Annotated in this window: 26 protein-coding genes and 1 tRNA gene; 6 read left to right on the forward strand and 21 right to left on the reverse strand. The window is 60.8% G+C overall.

The features are described 5' to 3' along the window. Positions 1-33 precede the first annotated feature (33 nt). The 3 genes from P3R38_RS18790 to P3R38_RS18800 all read left to right on the forward strand — a co-directional run bounded on the left by P3R38_RS18790 (position 34) and on the right by P3R38_RS18800 (position 3980). Positions 34-2100, forward strand: coding sequence for a methyl-accepting chemotaxis protein (locus P3R38_RS18790; protein ID WP_023381883.1), 2067 nt, complete (start codon positions 34-36; stop codon positions 2098-2100). A gap of 76 nt (positions 2101-2176) precedes the next feature. Continuing rightward, positions 2177-3136, forward strand: a complete 960-nt coding sequence (locus tag P3R38_RS18795) for a cation transporter (RefSeq protein ID WP_023381884.1) — start codon at positions 2177-2179, stop codon at positions 3134-3136. Between the two features lie 154 nt (positions 3137-3290). Then, the gene (locus P3R38_RS18800; protein WP_277686498.1) at positions 3291-3980 is read left to right on the forward strand and encodes a CatB-related O-acetyltransferase; all 690 of its coding nucleotides are present in this window, start codon (positions 3291-3293) and stop codon (positions 3978-3980) included. Between the two features lie 40 nt (positions 3981-4020). On the opposite strand, the gene P3R38_RS18805 is transcribed toward P3R38_RS18800, so the two are convergent. The 19 genes from P3R38_RS18805 to P3R38_RS18895 all read right to left on the reverse strand — a co-directional run bounded on the left by P3R38_RS18805 (position 4021) and on the right by P3R38_RS18895 (position 18266). Next, positions 4021-4536 (reverse strand): GNAT family N-acetyltransferase, encoded by a 516-nt coding sequence (locus P3R38_RS18805; RefSeq protein WP_277686499.1) that lies wholly within the window; start codon positions 4534-4536, stop codon positions 4021-4023. A 172-nt stretch (positions 4537-4708) separates the two neighbouring features. After that, positions 4709-4784: transfer RNA gene (locus P3R38_RS18810), tRNA-Lys, on the reverse strand. A gap of 61 nt (positions 4785-4845) precedes the next feature. Further along, positions 4846-5520, reverse strand: a complete 675-nt coding sequence (gene queC / locus P3R38_RS18815; RefSeq protein ID WP_023381894.1) for a 7-cyano-7-deazaguanine synthase QueC — start codon at positions 5518-5520, stop codon at positions 4846-4848. Positions 5521-5538: 18 nt separating this feature from the next. Continuing rightward, a complete protein-coding gene (gene queE, locus P3R38_RS18820) occupies positions 5539-6186 on the reverse strand; it encodes a 7-carboxy-7-deazaguanine synthase QueE (RefSeq protein WP_023381895.1) in 648 nt (215 codons plus the stop codon). Positions 6187-6346: 160 nt separating this feature from the next. After that, the gene (ybgF, locus tag P3R38_RS18825; protein WP_027907403.1) at positions 6347-7162 is read right to left on the reverse strand and encodes a tol-pal system protein YbgF; all 816 of its coding nucleotides are present in this window, start codon (positions 7160-7162) and stop codon (positions 6347-6349) included. Between the two features lie 6 nt (positions 7163-7168). Further along, positions 7169-7666 (reverse strand): peptidoglycan-associated lipoprotein Pal, encoded by a 498-nt coding sequence (pal, locus tag P3R38_RS18830; protein ID WP_023381906.1) that lies wholly within the window; start codon positions 7664-7666, stop codon positions 7169-7171. Between the two features lie 53 nt (positions 7667-7719). Beyond that, a complete protein-coding gene (tolB, locus tag P3R38_RS18835) occupies positions 7720-9000 on the reverse strand; it encodes a Tol-Pal system beta propeller repeat protein TolB (protein WP_177325266.1) in 1281 nt (426 codons plus the stop codon). Between the two features lie 17 nt (positions 9001-9017). Continuing rightward, positions 9018-10094: a cell envelope integrity protein TolA gene (tolA, locus tag P3R38_RS18840; RefSeq protein WP_023381908.1), complete on the reverse strand. Its 1077-nt coding sequence runs from the start codon at positions 10092-10094 to the stop codon at positions 9018-9020. Beyond that, the gene (gene tolR, locus P3R38_RS18845) at positions 10094-10546 is read right to left on the reverse strand and encodes a protein TolR (protein ID WP_012315816.1); all 453 of its coding nucleotides are present in this window, start codon (positions 10544-10546) and stop codon (positions 10094-10096) included. Before tolR ends, tolA begins: the two co-directional genes overlap by 1 nt. A gap of 14 nt (positions 10547-10560) precedes the next feature. Continuing rightward, a complete protein-coding gene (gene tolQ / locus P3R38_RS18850; protein WP_023381909.1) occupies positions 10561-11256 on the reverse strand; it encodes a protein TolQ in 696 nt (231 codons plus the stop codon). Between the two features lie 2 nt (positions 11257-11258). Next, a complete protein-coding gene (gene ybgC / locus P3R38_RS18855) occupies positions 11259-11711 on the reverse strand; it encodes a tol-pal system-associated acyl-CoA thioesterase (protein WP_023381910.1) in 453 nt (150 codons plus the stop codon). A 125-nt stretch (positions 11712-11836) separates the two neighbouring features. Continuing rightward, positions 11837-12883, reverse strand: coding sequence for a Holliday junction branch migration DNA helicase RuvB (gene ruvB, locus P3R38_RS18860; RefSeq protein ID WP_023381911.1), 1047 nt, complete (start codon positions 12881-12883; stop codon positions 11837-11839). Continuing rightward, positions 12880-13497, reverse strand: a complete 618-nt coding sequence (ruvA, locus tag P3R38_RS18865; RefSeq protein ID WP_104881358.1) for a Holliday junction branch migration protein RuvA — start codon at positions 13495-13497, stop codon at positions 12880-12882. The genes ruvB and ruvA overlap by 4 nt, the downstream gene beginning before the upstream one ends. 109 nt (positions 13498-13606) lie before the next feature. Further along, entirely contained in the window at positions 13607-14131 is a 525-nt protein-coding gene (gene ruvC / locus P3R38_RS18870) for a crossover junction endodeoxyribonuclease RuvC (protein WP_004375291.1), read from the reverse strand. 130 nt (positions 14132-14261) lie between these two features. Further along, the gene (locus P3R38_RS18875; RefSeq protein WP_277686502.1) at positions 14262-15008 is read right to left on the reverse strand and encodes a YebC/PmpR family DNA-binding transcriptional regulator; all 747 of its coding nucleotides are present in this window, start codon (positions 15006-15008) and stop codon (positions 14262-14264) included. Positions 15009-15120: 112 nt separating this feature from the next. Then, positions 15121-16896 (reverse strand): aspartate--tRNA ligase, encoded by a 1776-nt coding sequence (aspS, locus tag P3R38_RS18880; RefSeq protein WP_027907400.1) that lies wholly within the window; start codon positions 16894-16896, stop codon positions 15121-15123. Between the two features lie 94 nt (positions 16897-16990). Continuing rightward, entirely contained in the window at positions 16991-17212 is a 222-nt protein-coding gene (locus tag P3R38_RS18885; RefSeq protein WP_023381915.1) for a zinc ribbon domain-containing protein, read from the reverse strand. Between the two features lie 92 nt (positions 17213-17304). Further along, on the reverse strand, positions 17305-17622 hold the full coding sequence (locus P3R38_RS18890) for a ribbon-helix-helix domain-containing protein (RefSeq protein ID WP_104882341.1): 318 nt from the start codon (positions 17620-17622) through the stop codon (positions 17305-17307). A gap of 170 nt (positions 17623-17792) precedes the next feature. After that, positions 17793-18266 carry a Dps family protein gene (locus tag P3R38_RS18895; RefSeq protein WP_023381917.1) on the reverse strand — a complete coding sequence of 158 codons (474 nt, stop codon included), beginning with the start codon at positions 18264-18266 and terminating at the stop codon, positions 17793-17795. A 280-nt stretch (positions 18267-18546) separates the two neighbouring features. Here P3R38_RS18895 and P3R38_RS18900 point away from each other — a divergent pair, with 280 nt between their 5' ends. Then, positions 18547-19140 (forward strand): cold shock domain-containing protein, encoded by a 594-nt coding sequence (locus P3R38_RS18900; protein ID WP_027907399.1) that lies wholly within the window; start codon positions 18547-18549, stop codon positions 19138-19140. Between the two features lie 34 nt (positions 19141-19174). Here P3R38_RS18900 and P3R38_RS18905 read toward each other — a convergent pair whose 3' ends face one another. Continuing rightward, positions 19175-19381: a SlyX family protein gene (locus P3R38_RS18905; protein WP_023381919.1), complete on the reverse strand. Its 207-nt coding sequence runs from the start codon at positions 19379-19381 to the stop codon at positions 19175-19177. A gap of 1 nt (position 19382) precedes the next feature. Further along, complete coding sequence (locus P3R38_RS18910; protein ID WP_104881357.1) at positions 19383-19802, reverse strand: HIT domain-containing protein; 420 nt, start codon at positions 19800-19802, stop codon at positions 19383-19385. A 761-nt stretch (positions 19803-20563) separates the two neighbouring features. On the opposite strand from P3R38_RS18910, the gene P3R38_RS18915 reads away from it, so the two are divergent. Beyond that, positions 20564-21868, forward strand: coding sequence for an OprD family porin (locus tag P3R38_RS18915; RefSeq protein ID WP_023381921.1), 1305 nt, complete (start codon positions 20564-20566; stop codon positions 21866-21868). Positions 21869-22025: 157 nt separating this feature from the next. Next, positions 22026-23741: a proline--tRNA ligase gene (locus tag P3R38_RS18920; protein WP_277686503.1), complete on the forward strand. Its 1716-nt coding sequence runs from the start codon at positions 22026-22028 to the stop codon at positions 23739-23741. Positions 23742-23761: the final 20 nt, after the last annotated feature.

Raw genomic sequence — 23761 nt, forward strand, 5'->3', positions numbered from 1 at the left:
CGGGCGTTGCCATTGATCGAAAAGGAAAGCCCCATGCCGCTGCGCCGCCTCTCTATCCAGTGGAAGATCACCCTGCTCGCCGGCCTATGCCTGCTGGTTATCGTTGCATTGCTGGTATCGACCTCGCTGACCCAGGCCCGCCGCAGCGCGGCGCTGGTAAACCAGGCCAACACCGAAATGCTCGACCACAGCGCGCGCCTGCGCCTGCAAGCCCACGCCGAGACCCAGGCATTGCGCATCCAGCGCTACTTCATGGACGCCTATCAGTACGGCAATGGTTTCGCCCGCCTGGTGCAGGCGCTCAAGGCGCGCGGCGACGCCGACCTGCGCCCGGCCCTCACCCAACAGGCCAAGGCTGCCCTGGCGGCCAACCCGGATCTGTTCGGCCTGTACCTGGTGTTCCAGCCCAATGCACTGGACAATCAGGACACCCAGCACATCGCCCGCAGCAACGAGGGCAGTAACGACGCTGGCCGATTCTCGATGTACTGGTCGCAGCCGCGCCCCGGCACGCTGGAACTGGAAGCCATGCCCGAGTCGATGCTGGCGGACACCACCCTGGGCGTCGCCGGCTTCCCCAGCAACCGCTGGCTGACCTGCCCGCTAGAAACCGCCAAGCCCTGTGTGCTGGACCCTTACTTCGACGAAGTCAACGGCCGACAGGTGCTGATGACCAGCATCGCCCTGCCCCTACTGGAGAACGGCAAGGTAGTGGGCGTGATCGGCCTGGACATCGGCTTGGACAACCTCCAGCAACTGGCCCTCGCGGGCCGCAAGGAGCTGTTCGATGGCCAGGGCCAGGTCAGCATCGTCAGCCCGGCCGGCCTGCAGGCCGGCAACAGTCGCGACAGCAGCCAGCTGTCCAAACCTCTGAGCCAAACCCCTGCCGACGGCTTGCTGCGCATTGCCCGCAGCTTCGCCCCCATTCCCAATGCCGCGCCCTGGCAGGTGCTGCTAGAGTTGCCCGAGGCGGTGCTGCAAGCCCCGGCAGTAGCCCTGAACAAGCGCCTGGACGGGCACAATCAAAGTGCCAATCTCACCAGCCTGCTGATCGGCCTGGGCGCCGCGGTGATCGGCCTGTTGCTGGTATGGCTGACCGCCCGCGGCGTTACCCGACCGATTCTCGCCGTGGCAGCACGCCTGCAAGACATCGCCAGCGGTGAAGGCGACCTGACCCGGCGCCTGGACTATGCCCGCCAGGATGAACTGGGCCAGCTCACTGGCTGGTTCAATCGTTTCCTCGACAAGCTTCAGCCGGTGATCGCCCAGGTCAAAGGGTCGCTGCAGGAAGCTCGCGGGACCGCCGACCAGTCTGCCGCCATTGCCAGCCAGACCAGCGATGGCATGCAGCAACAGCAAAGGGAAATCGAACAGGTGGCCACCGCCGCCAACGAAATGAGTGCCACCGCGCAGGATGTCGCCCATAACGCGGCCCAGGCTGCCCAAGCCGCCCGGGGCGCAGACCAGGCCAGCCGCGAAGGGCTGCAACTCGTTGCCAGCACACGCCAGACCATCGACCAGCTGGCCGCCGACATGGACGCGGCCATGATCGAAGCCCGCAACCTGGAGAGCCGCAGCGAGCAGATCGGCTCGGTGCTGGAGGTGATCCGCGCCATTGCCGAGCAAACCAACCTGCTGGCCCTCAACGCCGCCATCGAAGCGGCCCGCGCGGGCGAAGCCGGCCGTGGCTTTGCGGTGGTGGCCGACGAAGTGCGCAGCCTGGCGCAACGCACCCAGGTGTCGGTGGAAGAGATCCGCCAGGTGATCGAAGGCCTGCAGCAAGGCACCCAGGATGTGGTGGGCGCCATGCATGAAGGCCAGCGCCAGGCCCAGACCAGCGCCACGCACATGGAACAGGCATTACCGGCACTGCAGCGTATCGGCGAGGCGGTGGCCGTGATCAGCGACATGAACCTGCAGATCGCCTCGGCTGCCGAGGAGCAGAGCGCCGTGGCCGAGGAGGTGAACCGTAACGTGGCGGGCATTCGCGACGTTACCGAGTCGCTGTCGGGCCAGGCCGACGAGTCGGCGCGGATCAGCCAGGCGCTGAACCGGCTGGCTAACCAGCAACAGGCACTGATGGAACAATTCCGCGTCTAGCCTGTAAAGGCCCCATCGCCGGCAAGCCGGCGACAAGGCCAACGCAAGACCCGCCCTTTCTGATCGAGCCATGACCATGGATGCACCCAACAAAACCCCATTCTTCGACCTGACCAGCGAACAGGGCCTGCTGCGGGCCTCTATTGCTGTCACCCTGTTCATCGCCACCATCGGTATCGCGTTCGGCGTAGCCTCCGGCTCGTTCTCGATCGTCTTCGATGGCGTCTATTCGCTGGTCGACGCCAGCATGAGCGGGCTGTCACTGGTGGTGGTCAAGCTGATCACCTCCCATACCACCACCCTGCATATGTCGCGCAAGCTGCGCGAGCGCTTCACCATGGGCTTCTGGCACCTGGAACCGATGGTGCTGGCGCTCAACGGCATCCTGCTGTGCAGCGTGGCCATCTATGCTTTGATCAACGCAGTGCTCAGCCTGCTGGAAGGCGGACGCCATCTGGAGTTCGACATCGCGATCATCTACGCGGTGCTTACCGTGATCGCCTGCGTCACCATTGCCATGATCGAAGCCCGCGCCAATCGCAAGCTCGGCTCGGACTTCGTGCGCATGGACGTCAAAGGCTGGATCATGTCGGCGAGCATCACCGCGGCCCTGTTGATCGCCTTCTGCTTCGGCTACGCCGTTCAGGGCACTGCCTGGGAATGGATGTCGCCATACATCGACCCGGCGGTGCTGGGCCTGGTCTGCCTGGTGATCATTCCGCTGCCACTGTCGGTGATCCGCCAGGCGCTGTCGGAGATCTTCCTGGTCACCCCCAGCGACCTGAAACTGCATGTCGATGAGGTGGCCAAGCACTTCGTCGCCCTTCACGGCCTGCAGTCGTACCGCGCCTACGTGGCCAAGGTCGGACGCTCGCGAGAGATCGAACTGTTCTTCATCGTGCCACCGGACATGGGGGCCAAGACCATTGCCGAATGGGACGCACTGCGCGATGAGGTGGGCAATGCGATTGGCGGCGAAGGGCCGGATCGCTGGCTGACGGTGGTGTTTACCGGGGACAAGGAGTGGGCGGAGTAAGGCGCGCTATGGGGCGACCACCGGCAAGCCGATCTGCCCACGTGATTTTTTTCGACGCCGTCTTTCCACTGACGGGATTGAGCACGCTGCAAAAGCTGCGGACAATGGGGCGCGATACCTCATCGCCCAATACCTTCCCGATGCGAACAGCGCCATGCTCAAAATCTTCAGAGAAAAAAAATTCAAGAAAGCATTCCGAAAAATGGGAGGCAAGGCAGCCGGGGGGCCAGATTCCTTCGCCTCCCGCGCCAGCGCATCCATCGAGGAGGGTGTCAAGCTAGGACACATCCGAGTGGAGCCCCCTTCGTTGTCGATTGGTGCGCATACCTACATCAGAAGCGGGACCAAATTATCCTTGATCGCCGAAATTGGCCGCTTTTGCTCCATTGGGTCTGACTGCACGCTTGGCCAGGAGAAACACACGCACCCAATGGACTGGGTGAGCACACACCCGTTTCAATACGAGACCGGAGCATTGTCCTACTCCCCCCAACTATCCTGGACCACCGTAGGACACGACGTTTGGATCGGGCACGGCGCCACCGTGTTGGAGGGCGTGAATGTCGGTACAGGGGCAATCATTGCGACAAGAGCCTTGGTGACCCGCGACGTGCCACCCTACGCAATCGTGGGGGGAAACCCAGCGAAGATCATCAGATACCGCCACAGCGCCGAAACCATTGAGCGACTTCTCCAAAGCGAATGGTGGAACCTTGACCTCGAATTCCTGAGAAGCCTTCCTCTTGACGATACGGAGACGTTTCTCAAGATTATCGAAAACAGCGCCGGTCTACCGCAGGCAACGTATTCAAGATTGAAAGTCGCCAAACGCACCGCGCAGTGAACGTCCGCAATGGAGTGAAGGAGCCTTGAAAGGTTCGTGTTCAGGCCACCGGCCATACCATGGCACAGCGACTTTCCGGCGCGAATCCGTGCTTGTACTCCTTGCTCAGTATCGCCGCCAGCCGCTGATCAAGGTCTTTGGGGGCCTTGGCCTCAAAGCCCAGGCGGGCGTAAAAGGGGGCGTTCCACGGCACGCTCGTGAATGTCGTAAGCGTGACGAAACCAAGTCTGTGTGACCGCGCGTGATCCTTCGCCGCTTCGATCAGATGCCGCCCTATACCCTGACCTTGCATCGATTGGTCCACCGATACTTCATGGATGTGAAGTTCATTGCCGTGGCGCTCAGCGCTGAGAAATCCTTGCGGTCGATGTTCGGCATCGATTGCAACCCAGCAGGTCGACTGTGCAATGAGTTGGCGATGACGCTCTACGGACATCGGAGGCGACTCAGCCAGCCAACTCAGCTGATCGATCAGGCGAAAGGATTGAGCGGCGGAAGTTTCTATGGCGGGCAGAAGTGGCGCATCTTCCGGCACAGCGGGGCGGATGATAAGCATGCGTCGTCCAAAAAGGGTCACGGATCGTTCATGAATGCTAGAACGAAAAAGCCCACCATAGAAGGTGGGCTTTTCAACACATCTAAGTGAGGCTTGGGTGCCTCATACAGCAGCATGACCAGGTATGGCTTAGTGAAGCCGTGTTTCCTGTACTCGCGGACTGCTGTGAATATGGTGGGTCGTGTAGGATTCGAACCTACGACCAATTGGTTAAAAGCCAACTGCTCTACCAACTGAGCTAACGACCCGTTGGATGGCGCGTATAATACTGATTTCTAACGGGAAATCAACACCCCATCGCAAAATTTTTTAAAAATATCGCGTCGGGTCCTGTACACCGGCGGCCTTGAAGCCCTCGGCACGCAGGCGGCAACTGTCGCATTTGCCACAGGCACGGCCGTCATCGTCGGCCTGGTAGCAGGACACGGTGAGGCTGTAGTCCACGCCGCGAGCAAGACCCGCCTGGACGATCTGTGCCTTGCTCATGTTCTGCAGTGGCGCCTGGATACGGAAGCCCTGCCCCTCTACACCAGCCTTGGTGGCAAGGTTGGCCATGCGCTCGAACGCTTCGACGAACTCAGGGCGGCAATCGGGATAGCCGGAATAGTCCACCGCGTTCACACCAATAAAGATATCGCGCGCTTCGAGCACTTCAGCCCAACCCAGCGCCAGCGACAGGAACACCGTATTGCGAGCCGGCACGTAGGTCACCGGAATGCCCTCGCCCGGGGTTTCCGGCACATCGATGCTGCTGTCGGTCAGGGCCGAACCGCCAATACCATCAAGGTTCAGGCCGATGACCTTATGTTCGACGACACCCAGGTCCCGCGCTACGCGAGCGGCTGCGTTAAGCTCGGCACGGTGGCGCTGGCCGTAATCGAAGCTCATGGTATAGCAGCTGTAGCCCTCGGCCTTGGCCATGGCCACCACCGTGGCCGAATCCAGGCCGCCGGACAGCAGAATTACCGCGCGTTTCTCACTCATGTACTGCTACTCCTTCAATCAACGTCCGGGTTCGTCGTTCCACAGCAGCTTGTGCAGCTGCAGCTGGAAGCGCACGGGCAGGTTGTCGGCTACGATCCAGTCCGCAAGGTCGGTGGCGCTCACCTGGTGATGACTTGGTGAGAACAACACTTCCCCGGCACGTTCAGCGAGGTTGTACTGAATGAGCTTGGAAACCGCCCAGTCATAGTCCTCGCGAGAGCAGATGACGAACTTGACCTGGTCATTGTGGGTCAGGTGCTCGATGTTCTCGTAACGGTTTCGGTGAGACTCCTCCGAGCCGGGCGTCTTGAGGTCGACTACACGGCTGACGCGGGTATCGGTGCCGGCGATATCCAGGGCACCGCTGGTCTCGAGGGAGACTTCGTAGCCGGCATCGCACAGCCGCTGCAGCAGCGGCAAGGCGTTGGGCTGGGCCAACGGCTCGCCACCGGTTACACAGACGTAACGCGGCTTGTAACCGGCCACCTGCTCGAGAATGTCGTCGAGGGTGCGGACGGTGCCGCCACTGAAGGCGTAGGCACTGTCGCAGTACTGGCAACGCAGGGGACAACCGGTAAGGCGCACGAATACTGTGGGCAGCCCAGCCGTTCGCGTTTCACCCTGCAAAGAGTAAAAGACTTCGGTGATGCGTAATGTGTCTTGCATGATCGCCACGGGCGTGACAGCTAAACAGGCTGTCCGCCTCCGTCAGGCACTGTTGCGGACTCGACATGGCGTTATCCGCAGCAGCGTGTTTACGAAAAAAGGGCATTGATTCTAACGAAAAAACCCGCGACAAGCGCGGGTTTCTTTCAAGCATTGCAGCTTAGAGCTTCTGCAGGTCACGCTGGGCCAGTTGCGCGGCGGATGTGCCTGGGTACTGGCTGATGACTTGCTGGAGGATGCCCTTGACCTTGTCGGTATGCCCCATACGGCGCTCGACATCAGCCAGTTTGTACAGCGAATCCGGCACCTTGCTGTGCTTGGGGTACTTCTGGCCAACCTGGGCGAAGGCCTGGCTGGCAGCCTGCAGATCGCCCTTGGCCAAGTTCACCTCACCCAGCCAATACTGGGCATTGCCGGCGTACTGACTGTTGGGGTACTTGCGAAGGAAGGCGCCGAAGGCTTGTGCAGCCTTGTCGAAGTCCTTCTGCTTGATCAGGTCGAAAGCGGCATCGTAATACAGCTTCTCTTTCGCCGGATCACCCGGTTCGCTACTGGCGGCCGGTTGTTGCGCAGCAGCGCCAGCGGCGCCTGCTGCAGCACCGGCGGCGGCACCAGGTGCACCGCCGGTAGAAGAATTGTCAGGGGTCGCGGCTGGCGCGGCGCCACTGTTGATGCGACGGTCCAGATCCTGGTAACGCTCCAGGTTTTCCTGCTTCATGCGGGCCACATCGTTCTGCAACTCTTCGATGATGCCCTGCTGGCGGGAAATCTGATCCTGCATCTGTTGCAGCTGCATGAACAGCTGGCCCTGTGCAGAGGCAGGGGTCGAAGCCCCTGCCCCGGCATAGGCGCCGCTCGTGCCATAACCCGAAGGTGGGTAAGCACCTGCGTTGTCATCTACTACAGGAACCTCAGCCCAAGCCGCAAGCGGCAGGCTGAGTGCGAGGACGGTTACTACACGGCGGCACATACGCATGAGAACTTACTTACGCAGTTCTACGCGACGGTTCTGAGCCCAGGACTGCTCGTCGTTGCCAGTGGCAACCGGACGCTCTTCGCCGTAGGAGACCAGTTCCAGTTGAGCAGGGGAAACGCCCTGCAGAACCAGGTAGCGCTGAACGGCCTTGGCACGACGCTCACCCAGAGCCATGTTGTACTCGCGGGTGCCGCGCTCGTCGGTGTTGCCTTCCAGAACAACGCGGTTGCCGTTGGCTTTCAGGTCCTTGGCGTGAACGTCCAGGGCGCGCATGGCTTCTGGCTTCAGATCCGAGCTGTCGTATTCGAAGTAGAAGGTGGTGATTGCGCGCAGGGCGGCTTCTTCGCTCAGGGAGCCGTCGACAGCGCCAGTGTTGGCACCGTAGCCAGCGTTCGGGTCAACAGCGCCTTCACCAGCGTTGTCGCCGCCTTTCGAGGAGCAACCTACAGCTACGGCCATGGCCAGAGCCAGCGCAGCAAATTTACCAAACTTCAGCATTTCCATCGTGAAACTCCTAATGAAACCCCAGTGTGTTAAGCAAAAGTATTACGCCGCAATCAGTTCAGGTAAGGGGACCAGGACGGTTCTCTGACTTCGCCTTGAGCGGTAGGAAGTGGGAGCCTCACGCGTCCATTAAGCGACACGAGCATCAAGACTCCCCGGCCCTGCTGGCGGGTGGCGTAGATTAGCATGGTGCCGTTTGGCGCAACAGTGGGAGACTCATCAAGACTGGTCTCGGAGAGAATCTTTACACTTCCACGTTGCAGATCCTGGGCAGCCACTTTGAAGTTGGTGAAACCCTGCTGACGGTGAATCATCACCAAGGTCTTTTCATCGGCCGAAAGTTTCGGGTTGGCGTTGTAGTTACCCACGAAAGTTACGCGCTCGGCACCACCACCGCTGACCGACTGCTTGTAGATCTGCGGTTTGCCGCCACGGTCGGAGGTGAAGTACAGGGTGTTGCCATCTTTACCCCAGAACGGTTCGGTATTGATACCCGGGCCGGCGGTGACGCGGCTGATCTGGCGCGAGGCAACGTTCATCACATAAATGTCCGGATTGCCATCCTTCGAAAGTACGAAGGCCAGGCGGGTGCCATCCGGGGACCAGGCTGGTGCACCGTTCAGGCCCTCGAAGTTGGTGACCTGTTCGCGGCGACCGGTATCGATGTGCTGGATGAAGATACGCGGACGCTTCTGCTCGAACGAGACATAGGCGATGCGTTTGCCATCCGGTGCGAAGCGCGGCGACAGGATCGGCTCGCGCGACTGCAACAGGGTCACAGCGCGGGCACCATCGTAGTCCGAACGCTGCAGGGTGTAGCGGGTGTTGTTGGCCGAGAAGCGCTCAGCGGTCACGTACAGCATGCGGGTGGAGAATGCACCCTTGATGCCGGTGAGCTTCTCGAACGACTGGTCGGCGATGTAGTGGGACATGTCGCGCAACTGGTCGACACCGCCCGCGACGCTGCCGGTCAGCACTTGCTGCTCGGTGGCGACGTTGAACAGTGCGTATTGAACCTGCAGGCGCCCGCCCGACGGCACGATGCTGCCAACCATGACGTACTGGGCACCAAGGGCTTTCCAGTCACGGAAGATCACTTCGCTGGCCTGGGTCGGCTGGCTGATCATGTTCTGCCGTGGAATTGGCGCGTAGTAGCCAGAGTTGCGCAGGTCGTTACCAATGATATCGGCCATGTCTTCCGGCAGCACGCTACCACCCTGCAGACCGAACGGCACAACCGCGATGGGCGTAGCCCTGTCGCTGCCGCTGGTGACCAGGATGTTCTTTTCCTCTGCCATGGCCATGCCAGCCACGCAGCAGAGCATGACCAGCATTCCTCGAAGGAGTTTAATCACAACGCAAGATCCTCAGGTGTAAATGTCATCTTGAACGAACGGTACGGATTGAACTCGTTCGGCTTCAAGCCCTGCATTTCGGTCAAGCGACCGATGTTCTTCACTGCTGCCACCGCCGAACTGTCGAATGGACCGTCTCCACTGGAGCGAGCCACACTGACGCCGGTAATGGTGCCATCCGGCAGCATGCTGATCTGCAGGACTACCGTCATGCCTTTGCGCGCAGAAGGTGGACGCGCCCAGCCTTCGGCCGCGCGCATACGAATCAGGTCGTCGAAATCGCCGGCCACCTGGTCCCCCTGCTCGTCGGCCAGGGCCTGCTGCCGCTCGGTGGTGTCGGACAACAGCTCGGCCAATGCCTGGGCTTTCTTGTCTTCCGCCGCCTTGCGAGCCGCTTCCTGTGCCTTCTTCTTCTGGGCATCTGCCGCGGCCTTTTTCTTGGCCTCTTCAGCTGCCTTCTTCTTCGCTTCCTCGGCCGCCGCTTTCTTCTTGGCGTCCTCGGCTGCTTTCTTCTTCGCCTCCTCGGCGGCCTTTTTCTTGGCCTCCTCAGCGGCTTGTTTCTTGGCTTCTTCCTCGGCCTGCTTCTTGGCCTCTTCCTCTGCCTTTTTCTTGGCGATGTCAGCCTGCTGTTTCTCAGCGGCTTTCTTCGCTTCTTCAGCCTTCTTGGCTTCGGCGGCTTTCTTGGCCTCGGCAGCCTTGGCAGCCTCTTCGGCCTTCTTGGCCTCGGCGGCTTCGCGGGCCTCTTCGGCCTTTTGAGCGGCGTCGGCTTTCTTTTGTTCCGCGGCCTTTATGGCCTCCTGCTCGACCTTCTTCTGCTCCAGCTGCTCGACCTCGGTCTGGCGCGAAGCGGTTTTCTTCGCTTCCCCGGCAATCTTCTGATTGGTCTGGGTGGTCGCCTGGCTCTTGGATTTGAGCTGGTACAGGGTCGCCTGGACGATCGGCTTGGAAGGCGGCAGCTCAGGCGTCATCGCAAAGCTGACGAACAGCATGGCGAACACCAGCACATGCAGGCCGATGGCCCAGATGCTGGGCCAGAAGTAGCTTTCCGAGGCGGATGGCTCTCGCTGCTGCATCAGGGCGCCTCGGTAATCAGGCCAACGTTACCGACACCGGCCTTCTGCAACCCGCCCATGGCGCCCATGACGGCGCCGTAGTCGACAGCCTTGTCGCCACGAATGAAGACCTGGGTCTGTTTGCCCTGGTCGCGACCGGCGGCGATGATCTTGGTCACCGCACTGGTCATTTCCGGCAGGGTCATGGCCTTGTCCATCTGCTTGTCGGTGTCGACTTCGCTGCCGAGGTTCCAGTAGTAGGTTTTGTCGGCCTTGATGGAGATGGTCAGGATCTGGACGTTGTTGTCCTGCGGCAAGGCTTCACTGGAAACCTTGGGCAGGTCGACCTTCACGCCCTGGTTGAGCATGGGGGCCGTCACCATGAAGATAACCAGCAGCACCAGCATCACGTCGATGTAGGGCACCACGTTCATCTCGGCGACCGGCTTGCGTTTGTGGCGAACTCGGGCCATGGGCTTCTACCTGCTTACTCTTCGCTGGTGTGCACTTTACGGTGCAGGATCGCCTGGAACTCGTCGGCGAAGGTGTAGTAACGGCCGATCAGCACTTCACTGCGGGCAGCAAAACGGTTGTAGGCGATGACCGCGGGAATTGCGGCGAACAGGCCGATTGCGGTGGCGATCAGGGCCTCGGCGATACCAGGAGCGACAGTGGCCAAGGTGGCCTGCTGGGCGCTGGCCAGGCCACGGAAGGAGTTCATGATGCCCCATACGGTACCGAACAGGCCGATGTACGGGCTGGTGGAACCGACGGTGGCCAGGAACGGCAGGCTCTGCTCGAGCTTTTCTTCCTCACGGGAGATGGCAACGCGCATGGCACGGCCAACGCCTTCCATCACTGCATCCGGGTCGACGCCAGGTTGCTGGCGCAGACGCGAGAACTCTTTGAAACCGGCACGAAAGACCTGTTCAACACCGGAGTCAGGATCGGGGTTGCTGCCAGCCTGGCGATAGAGCTTGGACAGATCGATACCCGACCAGAATCGCTCCTCGAAAGCATCCAGCGCACGACGACCGGCACGCAGCATGGTGCTGCGCTGGAAGATCATGATCCATGAAGTGACCGAGGCAGCCACCAAGGCCAGCATGACCAACTGCACCACGATGCTGGCATTGCTGACCAGACTCCACATGGAGGTATGGTCGACGACGTTAGCTTCCACGCTTATTCTCCTGCATTCGATTGAGTACCCGTGCCGTCCGCCAGGAAGGCGTCACGCAGCTCTGGGGGAATGGCCCGGGGTTTGAAAGTGTCGGCGCGCACGGCGGCCACCAGGAACTGCCCCTCGCAGAGCAGCGTTTCATCCTTTTCCCGCCAGACCTGCTGTACGAAACGCAGACTGGCGCGATTGAGTTCAAGTACTTGCGCGGTGACCCGGAGCTCGTCGTCCAGGCGCGCCGGCGCGTGATAGCGTGCTTCGCTGGAGTGGACCACGAACAGGAGGTTTTCTCCGGCCAGCTGCGCCTGGGAAAAGCCCAGGTGGCGCAACCGCTCCGTGCGCGCACGCTCCATGAATTTCAGATAATTGACGTAATACACCACGCCACCGGCATCGGTGTCCTCGTAATAGACGCGACAACGGTGTGCGAACGGTTCCAGGCCATTTTGCGCGCGCATACTCTAGTGCTTACTCCTCAGCTTGCCAATCCGCTGTAGCAACTGTTTTTTCTTAAATAATGTCTGATTGCCAGCAACCCTGCGGCATGCCAGCGGTAGGACCACGAAAAGCGGGATTCGATCTGTCATTCATCGCCTGGCTCGCAATAATCGCCCCCCTCCCCCAGCCTTCCGGGCACGTTCAGACCGAAATGCAGGTAGGCATGCCGCGTGACTACGCGCCCGCGCGGGGTGCGCATGATATAGCCTTGCTGGATCAGGTAAGGCTCGAGCACATCCTCGATGGTGTGGCGCTCTTCGCTGATGGCCGCCGCCAGGTTGTCCACGCCCACAGGACCGCCGTCGAACTTCTCGATCATGGTCAGCAGCAGGCGGCGGTCGGAGTGGTCGAAACCACGCTCGTCGACATCCAGCAGGTTCAACGCCAAGTCGGCCACGGCCTTGGTGATCTGCCCCTTGCCACGCACTTCGGCGTAGTCGCGCACCCGGCGCAGCAGTCGGTTGGCGATACGCGGCGTGCCACGGGCACGCCGGGCAATTTCGAAGGCACCCTGGTCCTCGATCGAAAGCCCGAGGATGCTGGCCGACCGACTGACGATGGTGGCCAGGTCCTGGTTGCTGTAGAACTCCAGACGCTGAACGATACCGAAGCGATCGCGCAGCGGGTTGGTGAGCATGCCGGCACGGGTGGTGGCACCGACCAGGGTGAACGGCGGCAGGTCGAGCTTGATCGAGCGGGCGGCAGGCCCTTCGCCGATCATGATGTCGAGCTGGAAGTCTTCCATGGCCGGATACAGCACTTCTTCGACCACTGGCGACAGCCGGTGGATTTCGTCGATGAACAGTACGTCATGAGGTTCAAGGTTGGTCAGCATGGCTGCCAGGTCACCCGGCCGCTCGAGAATAGGGCCCGAGGTACTTTTGACCGATACGCCCATCTCATGGGCGATGATATTGGCCAGGGTGGTCTTGCCCAGCCCGGGTGGACCAAAAATCAGGGTGTGATCCAGCGACTCGTGGCGACCGCGAGCAGCCTGGATGAACAGGGACATCTGCTCGCGCACGACGGGCTGGCCGATGTATTCATCCAGCCGCAGCGGGCGAATCGCCCGGTCCTGGACTTCTTCACGGTCGCGGCCAGTGGCGGCGATCAAGCGGTCGGCTTCGATCACTTGGTAATCATCCCCTTCAGGCTACGGCGAATCAGCTCTTCGCTACTCAGGCCAGCCTTGTCCTTGATGGCGGATACCGCCTTGCTCGCCTCCTGAGGCTTGTAGCCCAGAGACACCAGCGCACTGACCGCATCGGCCTCGGCGTTGTTGGCGCTGCTGACCGACACCGGCCCATCGGAGACGAGCGTGAACATCGCAGGCGAGGTTTCCCAGGCCTTGAACCGGTCCTTGAGCTCGACCAGCAAGCGCTCGGCGGTCTTCTTGCCAACGCCGGGCACCCGCACCAGCGTCGAAGCGTCCTGGGCCTGGACACAGCGCACCAGTTCGTCGACCTCAAGGCCAGACATCAAGGCCAACGCCAGCTTCGGTCCTACGCCATTGAGACGAATCAGCTCGCGAAACAGCTCACGCTCGCGCTTTTCATGAAACCCATACAGCAGGTGCGCATCCTCGCGCACCACCAGGTGGGTATGCACGGTGACCGACTCGCCCACCTTGGGCAGACGGTACAGGGTGGTCATCGGCACTTCGAGCTCATAGCCCACGCCATTGACATCGATAATCAGGTGCGGCGGCTGTTTTTCCGCCAGGGTGCCGCGCAAACGTCCAATCACGTTCCGATCCTTCCTCTCGGGGAGCCGATCAAAGACCGCACAACCCTATCAGCAAAAGCAGCGGGTGAACGTTTCACCCGAGCAAAATGTGTATCAGCGCATGAAGTGCTTACAGACGCAAGCGTCCACCACGCCGCCGAGCCGTCGCCAAGCCGTGAGGCACCAGGCTGGAGCGGGTATGGGCATGACACAAGGCGATGGCCAGTGCGTCGGATGCATCGATCTGCGGTTTCTGGGTCAATTTGAGCAAATGCATGACCATCATCATCACCTGCTCCTTGTTGGCCCCCCCGGTACCGGCAACGGCCTGCTTGACCTGGGTGGCACTGTACTCGGCGATTTCCAGACCCGCCTCGGCGGCGGCAACGATCGCCGCGCCACGGGCCTGGCCAAGCTTGAGCGCCGAGTCGGCATTGCGAGCCATGAACACCCGCTCGATCCCCATGGTCACCGGGCCGTGCTGGGCGATGATTTCTCCGACACCACGAAAGACGATCTGCAATCGCTCATGCAGCTCGCCACTGCCGGTGCGGATGCAGCCCGACGCCACGTACTCGCAACCACGCGCGGTTTGGCGTACCACGCCGTAACCGGTGATCCGCGAGCCGGGGTCGATACCAAGAATCAGAGTCATAGTGCCTGTCGTACAAAGCCCATGTTTAAACACCATTGGGGCCGCTGCGCGCCCCATCACTGCAAGCCAGCGATGGGCTGCACAGCGGCCCCAATAAAGCTACCTGCCTGGCCCGGATGCCCAGGACACCTTAGCCAAGTTTTTCCAGGATCTCTTCGGAAATCTCGGCATTGGAGTAGACGTTCTGTACGTCATCCAGGTCTTCGAGCATGTCGATCAGCTTGAGCACCTTCTCGGCCCCGTCCTGGTCCAGTTCGGCGCTGGTGGTCGACTGCATCACGATCTCGGCATCGGCGGCCTTGAAGCCAGCTTCCTCCAAGGCGTTACGCACGGCATAGAAGCTGTTGAACGAGGTAAACACATCGAACGAACCGTCTTCGTTGGCCACAACGTCATCGGCATCGGCCTCCATGGCCGCTTCCATCAGGGCATCCTCGTCAAGGCCAGGGGCAAAGCTGATCTGCCCCTTGCGCTCGAACAGGTACGCGACCGAACCATCGGTACCGAGGTTGCCGCCACATTTGGTGAAGGCATGGCGAACGGCCGCTGCGGTGCGGTTGCGATTGTCGGTCATGGCTTCGACCATGATGGCCACGCCACCTGGGCCATAACCTTCGTAGCTGAGCTCTTCGACGTTGTCGCTTTCGTTGGTGCCAGCACCACGGGCCACGGCCCGGTCGATGATGTCGCGGCTCATGTTGGCGCCCAGCGCCTTGTCCAACGCCAGACGCAGGCGCGGGTTGGAGGCCGGATCAGGCCCGCCCTGCTTGGCGGCGACCGTCAGCTCGCGGATCCACTTGGTGAAGATCTTGCCTCTCTTGGCATCCTGGCGCTCTTTGCGGTGCTTGATGTTCGCCCACTTGGAATGACCAGCCATATCAACTCCAAAATCCTTGATACAGAAACAAGTTCCGCCCCGTAGGGCGGAACGCGTGTGATCTTGCGCAAAAGCGCATGGGCGCAACCCTGCGGGTGCGCCCGCGGTCCGCTTACTCGACCTTGGTCTGCTCGCGCAGACGGATGTGCAGCTCGCGCAGTGCCTTGGCATCGACCATGCCAGGGGCCTGGGTCATGACGCACGCGGCGCTCTGGGTTTTCGGGAAGGCGATCACTTCACGGATCGACTGGGCGCCGGTCATCAGCATGACCAGACGGTCCAGACCGAAGGCCAGACCACCGTGTGGCGGTGCGCCGAACTTCAGAGCGTCGAGCAGGAAGCCGAACTTCTCTTCCTGCTCTGCCGCCTCGATACCCAGCAGGCGGAATACCGCCTGTTGCATTTCCTTGCGGTGAATACGGATCGAACCGCCACCCAGTTCGGTACCGTTGAGCACCATGTCGTAGGCACGGGACAGCGCGCCGGCCGGGTTGGCCTCGAGCTCTTCAGGGGTGCACTTCGGCGCGGTGAACGGGTGATGCAACGCGGTGAAGCTGCCGTCTTCGTTCTCTTCGAACATCGGGAAGTCGACCACCCACATCGGCGCCCACTCGCAGGTCAGCAGCTCGAAGTCGTGGCCCAGGCGGATACGCAGCGCGCCCAGGGCTTCGCTGACGATCTTGAACTTGTCGGCACCGAAGAACACGATGTCGCCGTCGACCGCACCCACGCGATCGAGGATCACGTTGAGGTTGGCCTCAGGGATGTTCTTGACGATTGGCGACTGCAGGCCTTCGACGCCCTTGGCACGCTCGTTGACCTTGATGTACGCCAGGCCCTTGGCACCATAGATGCCCACGAACTTGGTGTACTCGTCGATCTTGCTGCGCGGCATGCTGGCACCGCCAGGCAGGCGCAGGGCGGTCACGCGGCACTTCGGATCGTTGGCCGGGCCGGCGAAGACTTTGAAGTCGACGTCCTTGAGCTGATCGGCAACGTCGACCAGCTCCAGCGGAATACGCAGGTCTGGCTTGTCGGAACCGTAACGACGCATGGCCTCCTCGAAGGTCATGTGCGGGAACTCGCCGAACTCCAGGTCCAGCACTTCCTTGAACAGCTTGCGGATCATGCTCTCGGTGAGGCCCATGATCTCGGATTCGTCCAGGAAGCTGGTTTCGATGTCGATCTGGGTGAATTCCGGCTGACGGTCGGCACGCAGGTCCTCGTCACGGAAGCACTTGGCAATTTGGTAGTAACGGTCGAAACCGGCCACCATCAGCAGCTGCTTGAACAGCTGCGGCGACTGCGGCAGGGCAAAGAAGCTGCCAGCGTGGGTACGGCTCGGCACCAGGTAGTCGCGCGCACCTTCCGGCGTGGCTCGGGTGAGGATCGGGGTTTCGACGTCGAGGAAGCCGTTCTCGTCGAGGAAGCGACGAATGCTGCTGGTGATGCGCGAACGCAGGCGCAGCTTGTCGGCCATTTCCGGACGACGCAGGTCGATGAAGCGGTAGCGCAGACGGGTTTCCTCGCCCACGTCGGAGTATTCGTTCAACGGGAAGGGAGGGGTTTCCGCTTCGTTGAGCACATTCAGCTGGTAGCCGAGGATTTCGATGGCGCCGGAGGCCATGTTGGCGTTCACCGCACCTTCCGGACGCTTGCGTACCTTGCCAGTGATCTGCACGACATACTCGCTGCGCACGCGGTCGGCAGCGGCAAAGGTTTCGGCGCGATCCGGGTCGAACACGACCTGAGCCATGCCTTCGCGGTCACGGATATCGAGGAAGATCACCCCGCCGTGGTCGCGGCGACGATGGACCCAGCCGCAAAGGGTGACTTCCTGGCCGTCCAGGCTCTCGTTCAGTTGGCCGCAATAATGGCTGCGCATCATGATGGTGGTTTCGCTTCTCGTGATTCGTGTATTCGGTGGAGGTCTTGACCGCCCAGAGGGCTAATACTGCAAGACCCGACTACTGCAATTCAACTCAGTCGGCCTTGTCGCCGCCTGCCAGATTCTTTTTTGCCCCGGTCTTGAAGTCGGTTTCGTACCAACCGTTACCGCTCAGGCGGAAACCGGGCACCGACAGCAGCTTCTTCAACGCAGGCGCCTGACACGCCGGGCAATCGGTCAGCGGCGCGGCGCTGATCTTCTGCAACACCTCCATCCGGTGATCGCAGGATTCACATTGATAGTCATACAGGGGCATGGATGTCTCTCGTCAACCACAACGCAGGCTGCCGGGGCAGCAAAAAGCGGGATTATATATGGTTAACAGGCGCTGCGCAGCCCGCCCGGCGATCAGCGTCCGCTCGGCGGCTCAAGCAGCCAGGCGACGCAGATCACCCGAATCAGGCCACTGAAGTTCCTCACCCCGCCCTGACGCAGGTGCACCTCGCGGTCCACGTACGACAGCACAGCACTGACCGAACAGCCATTGGCTGCGGCAATCCGCTCCAGGATGCGCCAGTAGACCGCCTCCAGGCGCAAGCAGGTGGAAAATCCGTTGAGCCTTACCGAACGGGACACCGGCTGGATCTGCAACATGTCGAAATCGGCCTTGAACGGGTCGACGCACTGCCGACCTGGCCAGCGCCCTTGATTACCCCCTCGCTTCATCGCTTGCGTCGTGTCTTGCATCGGGTCACTCCACTGCCACGGGAACTCAGCCCCAATGAAGCCCGCGACACCCACCGCTAAGCAGCGGCAAGGGTTTCCCGCCAAAACGCCAAAGCCCGATTGCGCTGGGCACAACCGGGCTTTATCAGGATTCCGACGCAATAAGACGACTATTTACCGTCCAACAGCACCCGCAACATCCAGGCCGTCTTCTCGTGCACCTGCATCCGTTGAGTCAGCAGGTCGGCGGTCGGCTCGTCACTGACCTTGTCCACCACCGGGAAAATGCTGCGCGCCGTACGCACCACCGCCTCCTGACCCTGCACCAGCTGCCGGATCATTTCGTCCGCTGCTGGCACGCCCTCTTCTTCCTTGATCGACGAATGTCGCGCGTAAAAGGCATAGGAACCGGGCGCAGGGAAGCCCAAGGCACGAATGCGCTCGGCGATCGAATCGACGGCCAGCGCCAACTCGTTGTATTGCTCCTCGAACATCAGGTGCAACGTGCGGAAGGACGGGCCGGTGACGTTCCAGTGAAAGTTGTGGGTTTTCAGATACAGCACATAGGTATCCGACAACAGGCGAGAAAGCCCTTCGACGATGGATTTGCGATCTTCTTCAGAGATACCGATATCGATTGCCATGAAGTTCCCCTTTTCCATGATGGCTTGTTGAACAAGCGGGCCCGAAACACTGTACCAACACTTTCCCCAACCCGCATGTGACACAAGGCAATGGATCGACGGCAACCGCCCTCGGTTTGAGAAGCCCCCGCCTTTGCTGTTAAATAGGCACGGTGCCACCCGTGCGGATTGTCATTGCCGGGTGCATAGGCTGGCCTGCCACGTGTTCGCGCTCTACACCTCATGCGCACCGTGCCGCCAGCTCTTCCTGTGATCGGCCTTATCAACTGTGAGCCAACCCATGTTCAAGATCGTCCATCTGGTGACGGGCGTAGCGGCTTTGCTGCTGTCGCTCATACCTGGCCTGAAAACCGATGCAACACCTTTCCTGCAACAACCCGACGCGGTCTACCTCGCCCTGCTCGGCCTGCTCAACCTGCTGCTCGCCCCGGTCGTACCGCTGTACTACCGAGGCGCTCGCCAGCAATTGCAACACCTGGCCTGCGCCCTGCTGGTGGTGGCCGTGGTGCTGCAGACCCTGACACTGCTGGCACGCCCGGAAATGGGCAACCTGGCCGCCCTGGTCTGTGCGGCATTGGCCGTCGCGCTGCACCTGGCCGCTGGCTTCGCGCGCAGCGGCCGCAAAGCCCGCAGCACCCAGCAGGCGCCCCTGGAAGGCGGCAAGCGCGATACCGGCACCGTCAAGTGGTTCAATACCTCGAAGGGCTTTGGCTTCATCTCCCGCGATTCGGGCGATGACATCTTCGTCCACTTTCGCGCCATTCGTGGCGAGGGCCACCGCATTCTGGTCGAAGGCCAGCGCGTGGAGTTTTCGGTGATGCATCGCGACAAGGGCCTGCAAGCCGAAGACGTGGTCGCGGTTACCCGCCGCTGACCGTGCATGGCCCTGGCCACCCCAGGGCCGCCCTTCAATAATGTGGCGGAGGCGCCTCTTCGCCTTCACCACCATATTGCCCGACCATTTCTTCGTATCGCTTGATCAGCTCGGCCATCTGCAACTGCAGGCGCTCGATCACCCGCCCCTGCTCGACCACCACATCATTCAATGCCTGAATGGTGTCATCCTGGAACGCCTGACGGGTCTCCAGCTCGATGATGCGCGATTCGGCAGACATTTCAGGCCTCCTGGTATTGATCATCGAGCCGCGCACGCAGGCGCTGGCGTATGGCGTCGACCTGCCCTGGGCCGTGCTCGATCGCAGGCACCTTGCCCCACACCGGCGCCGGCCAGGCTGCATCGCCATGGCGGCGTACGATGACGTGCATGTGCATCTGGCTGACCACGTTACCCAACGTGGCCACATTCATCTTGTCGCCAGCGAACTCATCCTTGAGGACTTCAGCCAGGTAGGTGGTTTCCTTCCACAACTGGGCCTGCTCATCGGTGCTGAGGTCGAACAGCTCGCTCACACCTTCGCGCCGTGGCACCAGGATGAACCAAGGGTAATTGGCATCCTTGCTCAGCAACACACGGGACAATGGGAAATCCCCCAGCACGAGGGAATCCTGCTGCAAACGCGAATCCAGGACGAACACGGCAAACCTCCTAAGAAAACAGCCCCGTCGAATGCGGGAAAACCTGCGCAGAGGATACCCTGCTTCGCCCCTTTGGACATGCAACGGCTCGAATTGCGCTCACTTTCGGTTCACGGACGAGCCACCTTTGCACGCTTGCGGTAACACTGCGCTACTTTTCGCACCAAAATGATGCCGAAAATGTGGATTCCACCACACATCCCCCCACGCAAACGACTCAACTTGAACAGTCCGCGGTAACACATTGACTTTTAAGGCAGCTTTTGGGCATTTGCCGACGTGCTTCGGCGGTAGACCACCCACCCCGATACCGCCCCGTATTTGCGGGACTTCGCGCCCCTTGCCCGGGGATTTTGTGAAAATTTCATGAAGCGTTGCGAATTTTGAGCACGGTTGTTGCATTCCCTTCACGCCAAGTCGGCACGACACCTGCATTGACCGGGTGGACGCGACAAATAACAACAGCGGCATTGGAGGCACCAGGGAGTTTCTCGAACCGGACTTTCTTATTACAGATCGATTACGGTGACAGAAACAGCGCTGGCGTTGTACGCCTCACTTGGGGAGGCGTGATTTGCGACATGGAACTACCTAGAAGCGACATGAGCGTAACGTTACCGAAAGGATGTTTATTCCCATATCGCCAACAACAGTCAGCGTGCTATACATTTTCGCCGACATAACAAGAAAGAGCTGTCCCATATAACTAAAAAACTTGGGCACAGCGGTACTCTTCCTAAAAACCAAAGGAGCAAATCACGATGCGCGTGATGAAGTGGAGCATGATCGCCCTGGCCGTTGCGGCAGGGACCTCGCAGTTCGCCGTAGCCTCTTCGCAAGACGAAGCAAAAGGTTTCATCGAAGACAGTTCGCTGAACCTGAAGACTCGCGCCATGTACATGAACCGCGACTTCAAGCACGGTGCAGGCAACATTGCCGACCCAACCCGCTCCAGCGGCTTCAAGAGCGGCCACCGCGAAGACAGCGGCGCATCGCTGCTGGGCACCTTCGAATCCGGCTTCACCCAGGGCACCATCGGCGTGGGCGTTGACCTCATGGCCATGGGTAGCGTCAAGTTCGATGGCGGCAAAGGCACTGCCGGTAACGGCCTGTTCCGCACCGACAGCGACGGCCACCCGGAAGATTCGCAAGGCAAAGGCGGCGCAGCCGTCAAGTTCCGCCTCTCCGACACCACCCTGAAGTATGGCCGCCAGTTCGTCGCAAGCCCTGTGTTCGCGACCGATGACAGCCGTCTGCTGCCAGAAGTGGCGGAAGGTACCTTGATCACCAGCAAGGAGATCAAGGGCCTGGAATTGAGCGCCGGTCGCTTCACCGCGCTGAGCTCGCAAACCGGCATGGGCAAGGACAGCATCAACGGCAAGCACACGCCTGGCCTGACGTCGGCCAACATTGCCGGTGCCACCTACTCCTTCACCGACAACTTCGTCGGTACCCTGGCAGCCTCTGATGTCGATGACTACTTCAAGAAGCAGTACATCAACCTCAACTACACCCTGCCGATCGATGATACCCAAGCGCTGAACTTCGACTTCAACGGCTATCGCTCCAAGGACCAGGGCCAGAAACTCTACGGCGAACTGGACAACAAACTGTGGAGCCTTGCAGCTGCCTATAGCCTGGGCGGCCACAAGTTCACCCTGGCCTACCAGCGCTCCAGCGGCGACACCGGCTACCTGTATGGCGTCGATGGTAACGGCACTGTCTTCGTGTCCAACTCCATCCAGATCTCCGACTTCGTCGGTGCCGAAGAGAAATCCTGGCAGGCTCGCTACGACCTGAACATGGCTTCCTACGGCGTACCTGGCCTGAGCTTCATGACCCGTTACGTCTACGGTGACAACATCGAGACTACTTCCAACACCGAAGGTAAGGAACACGAGCTCAACGTCGAGTCCAAGTACGTCATTCAGGAAGGCCCGGCCAAAGACCTGTCCTTCCGCGTACGCTACGCCGTTTACCGTGCAAACAACGCGTACAACGCCGACTACGCTTCGGACAACAACGACCTGCGCCTGATCCTCGAGTACCCGCTGAGCATCCTGTAAGCTTCGGCCGACAGCGCTTCGCAATTGAAAAAGCCCGGCACATGCCGGGTTTTTTCTTGGCTGACAACTGCCAGCCAGTGCTGCATTCTGTACGCTTTCGTTTCGCCCCCGTACAATGCGGGGTCATTTCACATTCAGGCAATCGACACGGCTCACCATGCGCACCAGTCAATATTTGCTCGCCACCCAAAAAGAAACCCCTGCCGACGCCGTGGTCATCAGCCACCAGCTCATGCTGCGCGCTGGCATGATCCGCAAGCTGGCCTCCGGCCTGTATACCTGGCTGCCGATGGGCCTGCGGGTAATGCGCAAGGTCGAGGCCGTGGTCCGCGAGGAAATGAACGCTGCTGGGGCCCTGGAAGTGTTGATGCCAAGCATCCAACCTGCCGAGCTGTGGCAGGAGTCCGGCCGCTGGGAGCAATACGGCCCTGAACTGCTGCGCCTGAAAGACCGCCACAATCGTGACTTCTGCGTCGGCCCGACCCACGAAGAGGTCATCACCGACCTGGCCCGTAACGAGCTGTCCAGCTATAAACAGCTGCCGCTCAACATGTACCAGATCCAGACCAAGTTCCGTGACGAGATCCGCCCGCGCTTCGGCCTGATGCGCGGCCGCGAGTTCATCATGAAGGACGCCTACTCGTTCCATGCCGACCAGGCTTCCTTGCAAGAAACCTACGACCGCATGCACCAGGCGTACAGCAATATCTTCACTCGCCTGGGCCTGGACTTCCGCCCAGTGCAGGCCGACACCGGCTCTATCGGTGGTAGCTACTCTCACGAGTTCCACGTACTGGCCGAGTCCGGCGAAGACGACGTGATCTTCAGCGACACTTCCGATTACGCAGCCAACATCGAGAAGGCCGAGGCCATCCCGCGCGAAACCGTGCGCCCTGCGCCAACTGAAGAACTGCGCCTGGTCGACACCCCGAATGCCAAGACCATCAAGGATCTGGTGGACAACTTCGGCCTGCCGATCGAGAAAACCGTCAAGACCCTGATCGTCCGCGGTGCCGAGGAAGGCAAACTGGTCGCCCTGGTGGTCCGTGGCGACCACGAGCTCAATGAAATCAAGGCCGCCAAGCTGGAACAGGTTGCCGACCCGCTGGTCATGGCCACCGATGCCGAACTGCGCGAGGCCATTGGCGCCGGTGCTGGCTCGCTCGGCCCAATGAACCTGCCGATGGAGTGCATCATCGACCGCTCGGTCGCCCTGATGAGTGATTTCGGCATCGGCGCCAACATCGACGACAAACACTACTTCGGCGTGAACTGGGAGCGCGACCTCCCCGTCCCGCAGGTCGCTGACCTGCGTAATGTGGTCGAAGGTGACCCGAGCCCGGACGGCCAGGGCACCCTGGTGATCAAGCGCGGTATCGAAGTGGGTCACATCTTCCAGCTCGGCACCAAGTACAGCGAGGCGCTCAAGTGCCAGGTACTGGGCGAGAACGGCAAGCCGGTCATCCTGTCCATGGGCTGCTACGGCATCGGCGTGTCCCGCGTGGTCGCCGCGGCCATCGAGCAGAGCTATGACGACAAGGGCATCATCTGGAACGACGCCCTGGCCCCGTTCCAGATCGCCCTGGTACCGCTGCGCTACGAAACCGATGTGGTTCGCGAGGCAACCGACAAGCTGTACGCCGAGTTGACGGCTGCCGGCTTCGAAGTGTTGCTGGACGACCGTGACAAGAAGACCAGCCCAGGCATCAAGTTTGCCGACATGGAGCTGATCGGCATCCCGCACCGCATCGTCGTCAGCGATCGCGGCCTGGCCGAAGGCAACCTGGAGTACAAGCACCGCACCGAGCAAGAGGCTCAGGCACTGCCGCTCAATGAAGTGCTGACCTTCCTGCAGGCCCGCGTTCGCCGCTGATAACCAATGCACGAGTGATC

It is taken from the genome of Pseudomonas sp. NyZ480 (assembly GCF_029537255.1).
GTDB classification, from domain to species: Bacteria; Pseudomonadota; Gammaproteobacteria; order Pseudomonadales; family Pseudomonadaceae; genus Aquipseudomonas; species Aquipseudomonas taiwanensis.

Bases quoted from the DNA above. Each gene is read 5' to 3' on its own strand.
- P3R38_RS18895 (WP_023381917.1), bottom strand. From the start codon at position 18,266: ATGGCAATCGATATCGGTATCTCTGAAGAAGATCGCAAATCCATCGTC.
- P3R38_RS18920 (WP_277686503.1), top strand. From the start codon at position 22,026: ATGCGCACCAGTCAATATTTGCTCGCCACCCAAAAAGAAACCCCTGCC.
- ruvC (WP_004375291.1), bottom strand. From the start codon at position 14,131: ATGACTCTGATTCTTGGTATCGACCCCGGCTCGCGGATCACCGGTTAC.
- P3R38_RS18885 (WP_023381915.1), bottom strand. From the start codon at position 17,212: ATGCCCCTGTATGACTATCAATGTGAATCCTGCGATCACCGGATGGAG.
- P3R38_RS18795 (WP_023381884.1), top strand. From the start codon at position 2,177: ATGGATGCACCCAACAAAACCCCATTCTTCGACCTGACCAGCGAACAG.
- P3R38_RS18790 (WP_023381883.1), top strand. From the start codon at position 34: ATGCCGCTGCGCCGCCTCTCTATCCAGTGGAAGATCACCCTGCTCGCC.
- queE (WP_023381895.1), bottom strand. From the start codon at position 6,186: ATGCAAGACACATTACGCATCACCGAAGTCTTTTACTCTTTGCAGGGT.
- P3R38_RS18805 (WP_277686499.1), bottom strand. From the start codon at position 4,536: ATGCTTATCATCCGCCCCGCTGTGCCGGAAGATGCGCCACTTCTGCCC.
- aspS (WP_027907400.1), bottom strand. From the start codon at position 16,896: ATGATGCGCAGCCATTATTGCGGCCAACTGAACGAGAGCCTGGACGGC.
- tolA (WP_023381908.1), bottom strand. From the start codon at position 10,094: ATGCAGCAGCGAGAGCCATCCGCCTCGGAAAGCTACTTCTGGCCCAGC.
- pal (WP_023381906.1), bottom strand. From the start codon at position 7,666: ATGGAAATGCTGAAGTTTGGTAAATTTGCTGCGCTGGCTCTGGCCATG.
- ybgF (WP_027907403.1), bottom strand. From the start codon at position 7,162: ATGCGTATGTGCCGCCGTGTAGTAACCGTCCTCGCACTCAGCCTGCCG.
- P3R38_RS18905 (WP_023381919.1), bottom strand. From the start codon at position 19,381: ATGTCTGCCGAATCGCGCATCATCGAGCTGGAGACCCGTCAGGCGTTC.
- P3R38_RS18800 (WP_277686498.1), top strand. From the start codon at position 3,291: ATGCTCAAAATCTTCAGAGAAAAAAAATTCAAGAAAGCATTCCGAAAA.
- P3R38_RS18890 (WP_104882341.1), bottom strand. From the start codon at position 17,622: ATGAAGCGAGGGGGTAATCAAGGGCGCTGGCCAGGTCGGCAGTGCGTC.
- P3R38_RS18915 (WP_023381921.1), top strand. From the start codon at position 20,564: ATGCGCGTGATGAAGTGGAGCATGATCGCCCTGGCCGTTGCGGCAGGG.
- queC (WP_023381894.1), bottom strand. From the start codon at position 5,520: ATGAGTGAGAAACGCGCGGTAATTCTGCTGTCCGGCGGCCTGGATTCG.
- tolB (WP_177325266.1), bottom strand. From the start codon at position 9,000: ATGCTGGTCATGCTCTGCTGCGTGGCTGGCATGGCCATGGCAGAGGAA.
- tolR (WP_012315816.1), bottom strand. From the start codon at position 10,546: ATGGCCCGAGTTCGCCACAAACGCAAGCCGGTCGCCGAGATGAACGTG.
- P3R38_RS18875 (WP_277686502.1), bottom strand. From the start codon at position 15,008: ATGGCTGGTCATTCCAAGTGGGCGAACATCAAGCACCGCAAAGAGCGC.
- P3R38_RS18900 (WP_027907399.1), top strand. From the start codon at position 18,547: ATGTTCAAGATCGTCCATCTGGTGACGGGCGTAGCGGCTTTGCTGCTG.
- ybgC (WP_023381910.1), bottom strand. From the start codon at position 11,711: ATGCGCGCGCAAAATGGCCTGGAACCGTTCGCACACCGTTGTCGCGTC.